Annotated in this window: 16 protein-coding genes; 8 read left to right on the top strand and 8 right to left on the bottom strand. The window is 67.4% G+C overall.

Translation table 11 applies throughout. From position 1 onward, the window contains the following. Nucleotide 1 precedes the first annotated feature (1 nt). The 3 genes from phnX (at nt 2) to RTK35_RS00715 (ending at nt 3107) form a co-directional block, all read left to right on the top strand. A complete protein-coding gene (phnX, locus tag RTK35_RS00725; RefSeq protein ID WP_316907109.1) occupies nt 2–829 on the top strand; it encodes a phosphonoacetaldehyde hydrolase in 828 nt (275 codons plus the stop codon). Between the two features lie 48 nt (nt 830–877). Beyond that, nucleotides 878–1897: a putative 2-aminoethylphosphonate ABC transporter substrate-binding protein gene (locus tag RTK35_RS00720; protein ID WP_044403131.1), complete on the top strand. Its 1020-nt coding sequence runs from the start codon at nt 878–880 to the stop codon at nt 1895–1897. 79 nt (nt 1898–1976) lie between these two features. Next, the gene (locus RTK35_RS00715) at nt 1977–3107 is read left to right on the top strand and encodes a TIGR03364 family FAD-dependent oxidoreductase (protein ID WP_316907108.1); all 1131 of its coding nucleotides are present in this window, start codon (nt 1977–1979) and stop codon (nt 3105–3107) included. A 211-nt stretch (nt 3108–3318) separates the two neighbouring features. Here the strand turns inward: RTK35_RS00715 and RTK35_RS00710 are convergent, their stop codons facing one another. From RTK35_RS00710 to RTK35_RS00695, 4 genes are read right to left on the bottom strand one after another with little or no spacing between them, the layout of a single operon-like run. Next, complete coding sequence (locus tag RTK35_RS00710; protein ID WP_316907107.1) at nt 3319–4398, bottom strand: ABC transporter permease; 1080 nt, start codon at nt 4396–4398, stop codon at nt 3319–3321. Further along, nucleotides 4395–5342: an ABC transporter ATP-binding protein gene (locus tag RTK35_RS00705; protein ID WP_316907106.1), complete on the bottom strand. Its 948-nt coding sequence runs from the start codon at nt 5340–5342 to the stop codon at nt 4395–4397. Before RTK35_RS00705 ends, RTK35_RS00710 begins: the two co-directional genes overlap by 4 nt. Further along, nucleotides 5339–6289: an HlyD family secretion protein gene (locus RTK35_RS00700; RefSeq protein WP_316907105.1), complete on the bottom strand. Its 951-nt coding sequence runs from the start codon at nt 6287–6289 to the stop codon at nt 5339–5341. Before RTK35_RS00700 ends, RTK35_RS00705 begins: the two co-directional genes overlap by 4 nt. Next, nucleotides 6286–6924, bottom strand: a complete 639-nt coding sequence (locus tag RTK35_RS00695; RefSeq protein ID WP_316907104.1) for a TetR/AcrR family transcriptional regulator — start codon at nt 6922–6924, stop codon at nt 6286–6288. The genes RTK35_RS00700 and RTK35_RS00695 overlap by 4 nt, the downstream gene beginning before the upstream one ends. 145 nt (nt 6925–7069) lie before the next feature. Here RTK35_RS00695 and RTK35_RS00690 point away from each other — a divergent pair, with 145 nt between their 5' ends. Next, entirely contained in the window at nt 7070–7297 is a 228-nt protein-coding gene (locus RTK35_RS00690) for a hypothetical protein (protein ID WP_074971425.1), read from the top strand. Nucleotides 7298–7357: 60 nt separating this feature from the next. Here the strand turns inward: RTK35_RS00690 and RTK35_RS00685 are convergent, their stop codons facing one another. The 3 genes from RTK35_RS00685 to RTK35_RS00675 form a co-directional block, all read right to left on the bottom strand. Beyond that, nucleotides 7358–7576, bottom strand: a complete 219-nt coding sequence (locus RTK35_RS00685) for a DUF2188 domain-containing protein (protein WP_044403112.1) — start codon at nt 7574–7576, stop codon at nt 7358–7360. 115 nt (nt 7577–7691) lie between these two features. Further along, nucleotides 7692–7916 (bottom strand): hypothetical protein, encoded by a 225-nt coding sequence (locus RTK35_RS00680; RefSeq protein ID WP_044403109.1) that lies wholly within the window; start codon nt 7914–7916, stop codon nt 7692–7694. A gap of 62 nt (nt 7917–7978) precedes the next feature. Next, the gene (locus tag RTK35_RS00675; RefSeq protein ID WP_182852795.1) at nt 7979–8251 is read right to left on the bottom strand and encodes a hypothetical protein; all 273 of its coding nucleotides are present in this window, start codon (nt 8249–8251) and stop codon (nt 7979–7981) included. A 509-nt stretch (nt 8252–8760) separates the two neighbouring features. On the opposite strand from RTK35_RS00675, the gene RTK35_RS00670 reads away from it, so the two are divergent. The 3 genes from RTK35_RS00670 to RTK35_RS00660 all read left to right on the top strand — a co-directional run bounded on the left by RTK35_RS00670 (nt 8761) and on the right by RTK35_RS00660 (nt 10746). After that, nucleotides 8761–9063: a hypothetical protein gene (locus RTK35_RS00670; RefSeq protein WP_316907103.1), complete on the top strand. Its 303-nt coding sequence runs from the start codon at nt 8761–8763 to the stop codon at nt 9061–9063. Between the two features lie 164 nt (nt 9064–9227). Beyond that, complete coding sequence (locus RTK35_RS00665; RefSeq protein ID WP_316907102.1) at nt 9228–9926, top strand: hypothetical protein; 699 nt, start codon at nt 9228–9230, stop codon at nt 9924–9926. Between the two features lie 124 nt (nt 9927–10050). Continuing rightward, nucleotides 10051–10746: a hypothetical protein gene (locus tag RTK35_RS00660; protein ID WP_316907101.1), complete on the top strand. Its 696-nt coding sequence runs from the start codon at nt 10051–10053 to the stop codon at nt 10744–10746. Nucleotides 10747–10765: 19 nt separating this feature from the next. On the opposite strand, the gene egtB is transcribed toward RTK35_RS00660, so the two are convergent. Beyond that, nucleotides 10766–12877, bottom strand: a complete 2112-nt coding sequence (egtB, locus tag RTK35_RS00655; protein WP_316907100.1) for an ergothioneine biosynthesis protein EgtB — start codon at nt 12875–12877, stop codon at nt 10766–10768. Between the two features lie 437 nt (nt 12878–13314). Between egtB and RTK35_RS00650 the strand changes: the two genes are divergently transcribed. Continuing rightward, nucleotides 13315–13749, top strand: a complete 435-nt coding sequence (locus RTK35_RS00650) for a hypothetical protein (RefSeq protein ID WP_044403092.1) — start codon at nt 13315–13317, stop codon at nt 13747–13749. Nucleotides 13750–13774 lie beyond the last annotated feature (25 nt).

Here is a 13774-nt window from a genome sequence, read left to right as displayed (position 1 = left end):
CATGCATTACCAGACCCCCACGCACCTGCAGGCCGCCATCCTCGACTGGGCCGGCACCGTGGTCGACTTCGGCTCCTTCGCCCCCACGCGGATCTTCGTCGAGGCCTTCGCCAGCTTCGACGTCGAGATCAGCCTGGAGGAAGCGCGCGGCCCCATGGGCATGGGCAAGTGGGACCACATCCGCACCCTGTGCGACGTGCCGGCCATCGCCGCGCGCTTCGAGCGCCGCTTCGGCCGGCTGCCCACGGACGCGGACGTCACCGCGATCTACGAGCGCTTCATGCCGCTGCAGATCGCCAAGGTCGGCGAGCACTCGGCATTGATTCCCGGCGCCCTGGAGGCCATTGCCGCCCTGCGCGCCAGGGGGATGAAGATCGGCACCTGCTCCGGCTACCCCAGGGTGGTGATGGACAAGGTGGTGGAACTGGCCGCCGAGGCCGGCTACCGCCCGGACCACGTGGTCGCCACAGACGAGGTGCCCAGGGGCCGCCCGAGCCCGGCCCAGGCGCTGGCCAACGTCATCGCCCTCGGCCTCGACGATGTGGCCGCCTGCGTGAAGGTGGACGACACCGAGCCCGGCATCCTCGAAGGCCGCAGCGCCGGCATGTGGACCGTGGCGCTGCGCTTCTCCGGCAACTTCCTCGGCCTCGACTTCGCCGCCTACCAGGCCCTGCCGGCCGCGCGCCTGGCCGAGGAGCGCACCCGTATCGACGCGCTGTTCGCGCCGAGCCGCCCGCATTACCTGATCGACACCCTCGCCGACCTGCCGGGGGTGATCGACCTGATCAACGCCCGCCTGGCGCGCGGCGAAACCCCTGCCAACGCCTGACCACAACACGCCAAACCTGACCCCAGCACACCAACCAAGGAGCTTCACATGTTCAAGCGTCTCGCCTTCGCTGCCGCCGTTGTCGCAGGCTTCGCCCTGCAGGCCCAGGCCGCCACCGAGCTGACCGTCTACACCGCCCTGGAGGCCGAGCAGCTGGCGGCCTACAAGAAGGCCTTCGAGAAGGAAAACCCGGACATCGAGATCAAGTGGGTGCGCGACTCCACCGGCATCATCACCGCCAAGCTGCTGGCCGAGAAGGAGCGCCCCCAGGCTGACGCCGTGTGGGGCCTGGCGGCCTCCAGCCTGGCCATCCTCGACCAGCAGGGCATGCTCGAGCACTACGCGCCCAAGCACCTGGACGCCATCGGCGCCAACTACCGCGACGCCGCCAACCCGCCGGCCTGGGTGGGCATGGACGTGTGGGCCGCCACCATCTGCTTCAACACCGTCGAAGCCGAGAAGCAGGGCCTGACCAAGCCCGGCAGCTGGGAAGACCTGACCAAGCCCGAGTACAAGGGCAAGATCGTCATGCCCAACCCGGCGTCCTCCGGCACCGGCTTCCTCGACGTCAGCGCATGGCTGCAGACCTTCGGCGAGAAACAAGGCTGGGCCTACATGGATGCGCTGCACCAGAACATCGGCCAGTACGTCCACTCCGGCTCCAAGCCGTGCAAGCTGGCCGCTGCCGGCGAGTTCCCCATCGGCATCTCCTTCGAATACCCGGCCGTGCAGCTGAAGCGCCAGGGCGCGCCGCTGGACATCGTCCTGCCGAAGGAAGGCCTGGGCTGGGAAATCGAAGCCACCGGCGTGATCAAGGGCACCCAGCACGCCGACGCCGCCAGGAAGCTCGCCGACTTCTCCGCCAGCCCCGCCGCCATGGAGCTGTACAAGGAGAACTTCGCCGTCCTCGCCCAGCCCGGCATCGCCAAGCCGCAGACCGAACTGCCCGCCGACTACGAGCAGCGCCTGATCAAGAACGACTTCGCGTGGGCTTCGAAGAACCGCGACTCGATCCTCGCCGAGTGGCGCAAGCGCTACGACGGGAAGTCCGAGAAGCTGCCGCAGTAAGCCCTAGCCCGCTCGCTTCGCCCTCTCTCTCCGGGGAGAGGGTCGGGGAGGGCGGGCATCGAATTCCAGGAGACACCCCATGCCCATCCACGACACCGATATCGCCATCGTCGGCGCCGGCATCCTCGGCCTGTCCCACGCCTATGCCGCTGCCCGGCGCGGCCTGCGGGTGACGGTTTTCGAACGCAGCGAGCAGCCCCTGGGCGCCTCGGTGCGCAACTTCGGCCAGGCGCTGATCACCGGCCAGGCGCCAGGCCCGATGCTGGAACTGGCCCGCGAGGCCCGCCCGATCTGGGCGCACCTGGCAGAGTCGGCCGGCTTCCACATCCGCCGTCAGGGCTCGCTGCTGTTCGCCCGCGACGAAGCCGAAGAACAGGTGCTCGACGCCTTCTGTGCCGGCCGCGCGCGGGAGCACGGCTACACCGTCGAGCTGCTGCGCGGCGAACGCCTGGCAGCGCTGTACGACGGCCGTTTCGCCCACCACCGCGCTGCGTTGCACGGTGCCGATGACCAGCAGCTGTACTCCCGCGAGGCGCTGCCGGCCCTGGTGGCCTACCTGCGTGAGCAGATGGGCGTGACCTTCCATTTCTCCACCCTGGTGCGCGACGTCGAACCCCAGCGCGTGCACACCAGCGCCGGCAGTTGCCGCGCCGAGCAGATCATCGTCTGCTCCGGCCATGACTACCTGACCCTGCTGGCCGAGCCCATGGCCGCCCTGCAGCCCCAGGTGTGTCGCCTGCAGATGTTGCGGGTACGCCCGGCCCGCACCATCGGCCTCGACCATGCCGTGCTGACCGGCCTGAGCTGCACCCACTACGGTGCCTTCGCCGACCTGCCCGAAGCCATCGCCCTGCGCGAACAGGTCCAGGCCCGCCGGCCGGAACTGATCGAGCACGGCATCCACCTGCTGGTCAGCCCCACGCCCCACGGCGACCTGATCGTCGGCGACTCCCACGACTATGGCCGCAATGCCTCGCCGTTCAATGCCGAAGCGGTGGACAGCCTCATGCTGGACCTGGCCGAGCACACCCTCGGCGAGCGTTTGCAGGTGGTGGAGCGTTGGCAGGGCGTGTACGGCGCCCGTGGCCCGGCGTCGTTCAGCGTCATCCAGCCCGAGCCGGGCATCACGGCGGTGCTGATGCACACCGGCCTGGGCATGAGCATCGGCCCGGCGCTGGGCGAGCGCACCGTGGCGTCGTTGTTGGGGTGAGCCCTGTAGGAGCGAGCTCTGCTCGCGAAGCGTTTGCGCTGGTGGGCTGAAGCCCACCCTACGGCAACCCCGTAGCCCGGGCTTCAGCCCGGGAGCGGTCCCCACCTCATTCCCGGGCTGAAGCCCGGGCTACGTCTGCATCGGAGCGGTGCCGGTGGGTTGAAGCCCACCCTGCGGGGTGATGCTTATTTACGGGGCCACGCCGACTGCCCTAGTCCAGGCGCTTGCTCACCCGCTTCACCGCCACCCCCAGCACCACCAGGTTGAACAGCAGCAGTGCGACGATCTCCGGCCACAGGTCCATCAGGCTGGCGCTGCGCAGCATGATGCCGCGCGCCAGACGCAGGAAGTGGGTGAGGGGCATCAGCTCGGCGATCCACTGGGCGAGGCGTGGCATGCCGGCGAAGGGGAACATGAAGCCGGAGAGCAGGATCTGCGGCAGGAAGATGAAGAAGGCCATCTGCATGGCCTGGAACTGGCTGCGGGCGAGAGTGGAGATGAACACCCCCAGGCTCAGGCTGGCGAACACGAACACCAGCGAGGCGCCGTAAAGCGCCAGCAGCGAGCCGCGCACCGGCACCTCGAACAGCCAGCGCCCCACCAGCAGGATCACCGTCACCTGCAGCAGGCCGATGCCGACGAAGGGCAGCACCTTGCCCAGGGTCAGCTCCCACGGCGACACCGGGGTGGTGATCAGCAGTTCCATGTTGCCCCGTTCCCGCTCGCGGACCAGGGCGATGGCTGTGAACAGCACCATGGTCATGGTGAGGATCACCCCGATCAGCCCCGGCACCGTGTTCAGCGGCGCCAGGCGTTCGGGGTTGTAGAGGTTCACCACCTCCACACCGGTGGCGCGGGGCCAGCCGGGCAGCGGGTAGGCGGCCAGTTGGCGGGCGGAGGCCTGCACCACCTGGTCGGAACCGTCCACCACCAGTTGCAGGGGCGGTCGGTCGCGCCGTTGCAGGCGTGCCTCGAAGTCCCGGGGGATCACCAGGGCCGCACTGATCACGCCTTCGGCGAACAGCTGGTCGAGCTGCTGCGTCGTGGCCAGGTGGTAGCGGAAGTCCAGCACCTGGCTGGCGCCCAGCTCGGCGATCACTTCCCGCGAGCGGGCGCTGTCGGCCTGATCCAGCACGGCGGCGTGGAGGTTGCGCACGTCCATGTTGATGGCGTAGCCGAACAACACCAGTTGCAGGATGGGGATGCCGATGATCATGGCGAAGGTCAGCCGGTCGCGGCGCAGCTGGCGCAGCTCCTTGAGCACGATGGCCCCGAGCCGGCGCATGTTCATGGGCGGGCCTCGGCATGGGTGGTGGGACGCTGGGTGACGGTGACGAACACGTCCTCCAGGTTGGCGTCGGTGTCGCGCACGTCGGCGTCGATGCCGGCCTTCTCCAGCAGCCGGACGACGCAGTCACGGGCATCGGCCGCGGCGCTGAGCACCCGCAGGTTGGCGCCGATCTGCGCCAGGGCCAGCACTTCCGGCTGCCCTTGCAGCGCGCGCTGGGCCTGGCGGGGCTGGGCGCACTCCACCAGCAGCGGCCGGCCGGGCAGGGCGTCCATCAGCTCGGCGGGGCTGCCGTCGGCCACCAAGCGGCCGGCGTCGAGGATGCCCAGGCGGGTGCAGCGCTCGGCTTCGTCCATGTAGTGGGTGGACACCAGCAGGGTGGTGCCGGCCTCGGCCAGTTCGAACAGCGAATCCCAGAATTCCCGGCGTGACTGCGGGTCGACGGCGCTGGTGGGCTCGTCCAGCAACAGCAGGTCGGGCTTGTGCAGCACCGCCCCGGCCAGGGCCAAGCGCTGCTTCTGCCCGCCGCTGAGGGTGCCGGCCAGCTGCCGGCGGCGGTCGCCGAGCCAGTAGCGCTCCAGCAGTTCGTCGATGCGCCGGCGTGCGTGGGCGCGGTCCAGCCCCTGGACGGCAGCGAGGAAGTCCAGGTTCTCGGCGACGGTCAGGTCTTCGTAGAGGGAGAACTTCTGCGTCATGTAGCCGATGCGCCGCTTGAGGGCCTCGGCGTCCTGGGGGATGCGGCAGCCGAGCACCTCGATCTCCCCGGCGCTGGGCAGCAGCAGCCCGCAGAGCATGCGGATGGTGGTGGACTTGCCACAGCCGTTGGGGCCGAGGAAGCCGAACACTTCGGCACGGTTCACCTGCAGGTCGAGGTTGTCCACGGCGGTCAGCTCGCCGAAGCGCTTGGTCAGGCCCTGGGCGTGGATGACCGCTTCGCTGCCGTTCATGGCGCGCTCCAGTGGGCCTGCAGGGGCAGGCCGGCCGGCAGGCGGCGGGCGTCATCGCCCTGCAGCAGCAGCTCGGCACGGTAGGCGAGGCGGCTGGCGTCGTCGCCGGTGAGGGCGTAGTAGGGCGTGAAGGCGGCTTCGCTGGCGATGCGGCGGACCTGGGCGTCGAAGGGGGTGGCGATGCCCTCCACCTGCACCTGCAAGTGGTCGCCGATGGCCAGGCGCGGGCGCTGAGAGGCGGGCACGTAGACCCGCGCGTAGGGCGCCTCGCCCACCAGCAGGCTGGCCAGTTCGGCACCGGCCGGGGGCTGGTCGCCGGGCTTGTAGGGCAGGGCGTCCACACGGGCGGCACGCGGGGCGCGCAGGGTCAGGCGCTCGCGGGTGATGCGCAGCTGGGCGACGCGGCCCTCCGCCGCCTGCACCTGGGCTTCGGCCTGGTGCAGCTGTTCCGGGCGGGTGCCGTTGAGCAGCTCGCGCAACTGGGCGTTGGCGCTGTTCACACTGGCGCGGGCCTGGTCGCGGGTGGCGCGGGCGCGGTCGAGGTCGGCGATGGCCACCTGGCGGCGCTCGTAGAGGGCGGCGATGCGGGTGAAGCTGCGCTCGGCGTCGGTCAGCTCGGCCTGGTAGCGGGCCAGGCTGGCACGGGCCGCGTCGATGGTTTCGTCCCGGGAGCCGTTGCGCAGCTCGTCGAGGCGGGCGCGGGCGGCGGCCAGGTCGCCTTCCGCCTCGGCCAGGCGGGCATCGGTGCGGCGCGGGTCGAGTTCCAGCAGCACCTGGCCGGCGCTGACCTGTTCGCCTTCGGCCACGTGCCAGGCGAGGATCGGCTCGGAGGCCTCGGCAGGTACGGCGATGCGGTCCCATTCCAGGGTGCCTAGCAGCTGCGGCGGTGCGGGCTTGCAGGCGGCCAGCAGGGCCAGGCCGAGCAGGAGGAGCGGGCGGGTGTTCATGGGCGCATCTCCAGGCCCCGTTCCAGCAGGGCCAGTACGTGGTTGACCAGGGCCTCGTCGTCGAGGTCGTCACTGGCGAAGATGCCGCGCCAGAGCGAGCCGGCGGCGTACGGCAGCATCACCAGGCCGAGCAGCGAGACCACCAGCAGGCGCGGGTCCAGGTCCGGGTTGAGGTGGCCTTCGCTGCGGGCTTCGGCGAAGCGCCGGGCCAGTTGCACCGGCAGCAGCGGGGCGAAGCGGGTCAGCACCACCCCGCGCAGGGCGCCACCTTCGCAGAGCACCTCGCGCACCCACAAAGGCGGCAGCCAGGGATGCTGCGAGAGGGTCGCGCTGAGCCCGCGAACGAAGGCCCGGACCAGTTCGCGGGGCTCGTTCCCGGGCGTCGCCAGGCGTTGCACCATGCCCATCAGCAGGGGCTGCAGGCGTTCCTCCACCACCGCGTCCAGCAGGCGCTCGCGATTGCCGAAGTGGTAGTTGAGCAGCGCCGGGGTCACGCCCGCGTGCTCGGCAATGTCCCGCAGGCGGGTAGCCTGCACGCCCGCCTGGGCGAAGCACTGGATGGCGCTGTCGAGCATGCGCTCGCGCAGGTCGGGGGCGTCTCCGCTGGGGCGTCCGGGGGTACGGCTGCGGGTCATGGGGCAGGCTCCGGGGGCAAATGGGCTTAATTAAATCCTGATTTAAATAATTCGCAAGCCGGTTGATGCGCGTATTCGAGGGGGAACTCGGGACCGGCTGGGTCAGTCAGCTCTGGGGAGACCCATCGAGAGGGGAGAACCGGCCATGACGCTCTGGATCATCAGCTACCACAAGGACAACAACACCTCGACGCTTGAGCTGGAGGCGCCCGAGCGGCCGACGCCGGAGCAGGCGTGCGCGGCGGTGCTGGATTGGGCGGAGGATCACCTGCCGGCAGGGGAATACGCCGGCAGCGAGGCACCGAGCCGGGAGCCGGCGATGCGTTTGCTCAAGCGCTATGGCGTGACCATCACGGGGATCGCGGCTCGCTAGCAGGTGGTGGCGGGCCACACGGACGCCCCTTGCCCCGGCGTGCCGAGGCAAGGGGCGGGTTCAGGCGCGGGACGGACGACGGGGCGGGGGGTAGCTCAGCTCCTGCTCGACGGTGCCGTCCTCGCTGTGGATCAGCACCGTGCCGGCGCGCTTTTCCATGAAGGCCTCGATGGCCTCCAGCAGCCGCTCCCGTTCGGCAGCGGTCTTCGACGGGCGGGTCGCGCCTTCCTTGCGCAGCTCCCAGCCCTTGTCCGTTGGGGTGATGTGGTAGCAGCCCATGCAACTCTCCTGGTGCTCGTATTGGTGTTTCCGGACTACGCGCCCCTCCTTGGGCTTTGACTACCGGCGCTCATAAGAGTCGCCGGAAGTTCCCGGGTTCCATGCGCAATGCGACTCAGCGCTTGCGGCGAATGCGTCCGCGTTCCACTTCGCGGGCGTGGCGGTGCAGGTGATGTGCATCCGCCGATAGCGTGCGGGCGGTCTTCACCAGCACTTCGGCCAATTGCGGGTCCTCCAGCTGCCGGGCGGCGCTTTCCAGGGTGATGCAGGCCATGCGGTTGTTCAGCGAGGCGTCCTTCAGGACGCACCGCAGCCGCTCGTTGGTCCGGTTGAGCGCCATCGGGTGTGCTCCTGCTCGTCGTGGCCGCGCACGCTGCGGGTGGGCGCGGCATCCACCGGTGTTCAGAACTCTTCGGGCCCATCGCTGCCATCGTCCGGCGGGGCTTCCAGCATCCGCTCCAGTTCGCCGATGAGCTGCGCGCCAAGGGTTTCGAACTGCGCCCGGTCGGCCCAGCGCCGGGGAATCAGCCCGGCGACGATGGACACCTGGCCGGTGCGCAGGTCCCGGGCCGAGACCACCACGTCGTCGTCGCGGATGCGGACCACGCACAGGTGGTGGTCCAGGTGTTCATCCAGGCGTCGCTGGAGTTCTTCTTCCGTGGGTTGGTAGCTCATCGGCGCCTGTTCCAGAAAGAAGCCCGGCGCATGCCGCCAGCGACCGGGCTCGAAGGGAGTCGTGTGAGTCATGGCTTGAGAGCCGGGACGGGGCACGGGAGTTCAGCTTTTTTTGCCGATAAAAACCCTTTGGCATCAGAAGGATGCCGTCGTGACGTCACGTGGATTGGCGAAGCGAGACGGTGCCCGGCGGCCATGCAGAATGCCCGGATCGTGCACATTGCCCGTGCAATTTGCAGGGGTCGCGAGCGTGTTCGGCGGGCCCGGAAGATTGATTTGGCATCAAGGTGCCACTGATTAAGTGGACAGACCTTCTACCAACTTCGGGCTCGCATCGATTAACGCCATGGAAAGCTGGACTGGCATGGAACTGGCTATTGCCTGCTCCACGCACGGGGCGCGTGCCGGGTTACGCACACCGATGGCCTGCGCCCCGGACCGGCCTTACGCATGCCGTGAATGATTCCCCATGCCTGCCCCCAGGCAGGCCGAGCACAAGGAGATGCCCGATGACCCAGACCCTGTCCCACAAGCAGATCGACCACTGGCTGGCCCAGTCCATTCCGGGGTGCCGGGTTGAAAGCCGTGCCGACGGCGATGGCACCTTCAGCCTGTTCATGTACAACTCGGCCACCCAGGAATCCTTCAAGGTCAGCGCCCTGAAACCGCAGGACTATCCCGACTCCCGCGCGCTGCGTCGCCTGGGCAAGCAGGTGTTCGAGGACATGGTGCTGCTGCAGGCCGGCTGCGGCGGCCGCCGTCTCACCCGGCTCGCCAACGCACAACCGGCCGAGATCCGCCGGGCGGTCTGACCACCGCTGCATATCCGCCGGGGCCGTTCGTGCCCCGGCACTCACAGCCCTGGCCGGCGTCGTCCCGTTCCTACGCGGTAATAGGACGCTATCCAGAACATCGCCCCTCATCTTCAACCCGCCCCGGCCGACCTTGATGGGAATACCCAAAAGGAGAGGTCGCCATGGAAATCAACAGCAGCCTGCCGCTCTGGACCACCCGCTCGGACACCCGCCTCGCTGAAGTCACCAAGGCGGCTGAGTCGACGCGAACGGTGGCCACACCACTGGAACGGCCGCAGGAAGATCTGGACAGTTTTATTGCGGCGCGGACCTATGACCGGCTTGGGCAATTGTCGTCGGGTCAGAGCGGGGGCGGCGACTACGAGGTCTGGGCCTTGGAGCAGGCGAAGCGTCCACCCAAGGAGAATGCCCGTCCGCTGGAGCAGATCGACGCAGAACTCAATATGGCCCATGCAGGGTTTCAGGAGATCTACGGCAAGATGCTGCGGGAATTGTCAGGGCGGGAGCCGGTCATGCCAGACGGCATGGTGGGGATATCGGTCGATGGCGACGGGAAGATCATTGTGCGTAACCACAACGGCCTGCTTAGAGATGATGTGGCGCAACGCCTGTCGGCACGGATGAATGCTTCTGAGGAGTTGCTGCGGTACGCCAATCGCTATGTAGAACTGGCAATTGAGCGAGTTGAATCAGATATGAATGTCTATCTGGAGGGGCTTGGTCGCTACCACCTGGACAAAAGCAACTTCGCAGATGCATTCGTGGCGATGGAGTTCAATAGCCTTCTTCTCCATCTGTCTAGTTCCGGTGTTGTCCGGTATGGGCATTGGAGCGAACGCAAGATTTATCCGTCTGAGTAACGCTCTATCACTGGTCATGTAGTCCATTTCCTTCCTTGAATCAGGTCGTTCGAAGCCTGCTTTACGTTCAGCTTCAACCCGCCCCGGCCGACCTTGATGGGAATACCCAAAAGGAGAGGTCGCCATGGAAATCAACAGCAGCCTTCCGCTCTGGACCACCCGCTCGGACACCCGCCTCGCTGAAGTCGCCAAGGCGGCAGAGTCGACGCGCACGGTGGCCACACCCCAGGAGCGGCCACAGGAGGATCTGGACAGCTTTATCGAGGCGCGAACCTATGACCGGCTGGGGCAATTGCCTTCAGGCCCGAACATCGCCAGCGATTTCGAGATCTGGATATCGGAGCAGGTGAAGCGCCCACCCAAGGAGAATGCCCGCCCGCTGGAGCAGATAGACGCAGAACTCAATATGGCCCATGCAGGGTTTCAGGAGCTCTACGGCAAGATGCTGCGAGAGTTGTCCGGACGGGAGCCGGTCATGCGCGATGGGCTGGTCGGGATAACGGTAGGTAGCGACGGGAAGATCATCGTGAACAACCACAATGGGTTGTTAAGGGATGACGTGGCGCAACGCCTGTCTGTTCGCATGAATGCTTCGTCCGAGTTACTGCAGTACGCCAATCGATACGTAGAGTTGGCCATTGAGCGCATCGAGTCAGACATGAACGTGAATTTCGATGGCTTGGGTCGTTATCACCTGGACAAGGAAAATTTCTCGAGTGTCGTAACGGCTATGGAGTTCAACAGCCTCCAAGGTCATCTGCTTTCGTGGGGTGTCATACGTTACGGCTATTGGACCAAGCCGACGCTCTATACGCCTTAGCAAGAGGCGTCCCGCTTCTTCACCCGCTCTCCAACACAAACATCCCCACCTGCGGCGCCGGGCTCAGCCAGCGGCGGGCGAGGCGCCAGCCGGATTGGGCGGCCATGTCGGCGATGCCTTCCAGGTTGTACTTGTGCGAGCACTCGGTGTGCAGTCGCTCGCCGGCGGCGAAGTGGAAGCGCTGGCCGGCGGCGCTCACCACCTGGTCCCGCTGGCTGACCAGGAACATCTCCATGCACTGCGCCTGCGGATTCCAGCGGGCCAGGTGCTGGAAGGCATCGAGGTCGAAGGTGCCGCCCAGTTCGCTGTTGATGCGGGTCAGCAGGTTCTTGTTGAACTGGGCGGTGATGCCGTCCCCGTCGTCGTAGGCCGCTTCCAGGGTGGCCACGTCCTTCTGCATGTCCAGCCCGAGGATCAGCCGTGAGTCACGGCCCAGGTAGCGGCGCACCGAGCGCAGGAAGCGCAGGGCCTCCGGCGGGCTGAAGTTGCCCAGGGTTGAGCCGGGGAAGAACGCCACGCGAGGGCGCGAGGCCACGGCGGCGGGCAGGTGGGGCAAGTGGCCGAAGTCGCCGACCTGGGGCAGGACCCGCAGCCTCGGGTAGGCCGCCTCCAGCATGGCGGTGGCCTTGCGCAGGGCTGATTCCGAGATGTCGATGGGCAGGTAGACGCCCACCTGCGGGGCGGCGTCCAGCAGCAGGCGGGTCTTCAGGCTGGCACCGCTGCCGAACTCCACCAGGGCGGCACCCCGTGGGATGACGCTCGACAGCTCCCCGGCGATCGCCTCCAGCAGCGCCGTTTCCATGCGCGTCGGGTAGTACTCGCGGGTGCGGCAGATGGCTTCGAACAGCTCCGAGCCGATGGCGTCGTAGAAGTACTTGGGCGGCAGGCTCTTGTCCGGGGCGCCCAGCCCGGCGCGCACGTCCTCGGCGAAGGAGGTGTCCGCCCCGGCTTCCCGTTGTGTGCCAGCCGGATCACGGGCCAGGCGCAGGCCGGCGAACATCCAGCGCTGGTGCGGGTAGAAGAAGTTGCGGTAGCTCACCCGGGCGTGACCGGCCGGGGTGATGCTGGCGCCGCCGCGCAGCACCATCTGGCTGACCATGAACTTGCCGTTGTATTCGCCCACCGCGCCTGCGGAGGGGCGGAAGCCGGGGTAGGGCGCGTAGGCGCTCGCCGTCCATTGCCAGGCGCTGTCTTCCACCTGGCCCAGCACGCCGCTGCGGGCGGCCACTTCCCATTCCGCTTCGCTGGGCAGCCGCGCCTCGGCCCACAGCGCATAGGCGCAGGCCTCGTAGTAGCTGATGTGGCGCACCGGCGCATCGGGCACCAGCGGGCGCAGGCCGCCCAGGCCCAGCTCCTGCCAGCCATCGCCCTGGCGCTGCCAGTACAGCGGCGCCCGCCAGCCCTCGGCCTGGACCCGCGCCCAGCCATCGGCCAGCCAGAGGTCGGGGCGCTGGTAGCCGCCGTCGTCGATGAAGGCCTGCCAATCGCCGTTGGTCACCAGGCGATCGCAGATCTGGAAGGGTTGCAGGTAGGTGGTGTGCCGTGGGCCCTCGTTGTCGAACGCGAAGCCGTCGCCATCGTGCCCCAGCTCCACCAGCCCGCCCGGCAGCGAGACGAAGCGCCCGGGCCGGTCGCCCTCCGGCTCCTGCCAGCGCGGATCGTAGGCCGGCGACAGCGGCGAGCGGCTGAACAGGTGCAGCACGTCCATCAGCAGCAGTTCCTGGTGCTGCTCCTCGTGTGCCAGACCCAGCTCCAGCAGGGCCAGGTCGGGTTCGGTGAGGTCCGGGATGAGCCGCTCCATGTGCGCATCCACGTGGGCCCGGTAGGCCAGCACCTCATGCAGGGGCGGCCGGGTCAGCAGGCCGCGCTCGGGGCGTGGCTGCCGGGGGCCGACCGCCTCGTAGTAGGAGTTGAAGAGGTAGGCGAAGGCCGGGTCGAACACCCGGTAACCCGCCAGGCGCGGTAGCAGAAAGGTTTCGAAGAACCAGCTGGTATGGCCCAGGTGCCACTTGCTCGGGCTGGCGTCCGGCATGGACTGCACCACCATGTCCTCTTCGCCAAGGGGTGCCACCAGGTTTTCGCTCTGGCGGCGGACGTGCCGGTAGCGCTCGAGGTACGGGGTGCTGTTCATCGCGGTTCTCTCAGTGCTGTGGGCAGGACTGTTGGATGCGCGGCGGGGCCGTAAGGGGTGTGAGTCCGGTGCTGCGGAGGAAGTTCGGGCTCGATGCGCCAGCGGCTGGCTGGATTTCTGATAAATCAGGTTATTAATGCATCGTAAATCATTGAAAAATAACAATTTAAAAGTCAGTAAATGCGGTAAATCAGCCGTCATACCTCGATTGGCTCTCCCAATTCCGAGTCTTTCGCTGGGTTATGGTGATTCCATGTGATTTTTTACATTACTAAGTGATCGTAAATATCTGATAAATAACGATATTTATATTGAGTAAAGAATGAGCGATGCCAGTGCCTGCCCCACCCCCGACGTTCCCGCTGGCCGTTCCTCGCTCAACCTGAATCTTGCCGCCGGGCCCCGGTCCACCTAGAGGACAACCGGAGGAAATCACCATGAAATCGAACAAGCCGAGCGCCCGCATCCACGAGATCGACGACATCGAGGACCGCATGGGATCGATGGAGCAGCTGGACTTCAGCGAGCGCAAGGATGAACGCCAGGGCCGCGTCGGCGACCTGCGATCCGAAGAGGAGCTGGAGCGGGAGTTCCCGGACGAACGCGTGCGTGAGGCCGGCATGACCGGCGGCGAGACCCTGGGGCAGAGCCTGCATGAGGACGGCGTCTCCGATGACGACCTGAGCCCAGAGACGCTGATCGACGAGAACGGAGAGCGCCTGGGCCGGGGCACCACCGGCAGCCTGCCGGCAGACAAGGAGCTGAGTGTGGTGGGTGCTGACGAGATCGGTGCCGGAGACGGTCTGGACGAAGCCGAGGAGGGCCGCGCCTACCCCCTGGACGGCAAGCCCTGGGACGGCGAGGCGCGCTGAAGGGGCCACGCGGCGGGCTACGGCC

The organism is Pseudomonas sp. zfem003, from assembly GCF_032621675.1.
Lineage (GTDB): Bacteria > Pseudomonadota > Gammaproteobacteria > Pseudomonadales > Pseudomonadaceae > Metapseudomonas > Metapseudomonas otitidis.
The sequence above is the reverse complement of the archived record's forward strand: the minus strand, read 5'-3'. Positions and strand labels throughout refer to the sequence as shown.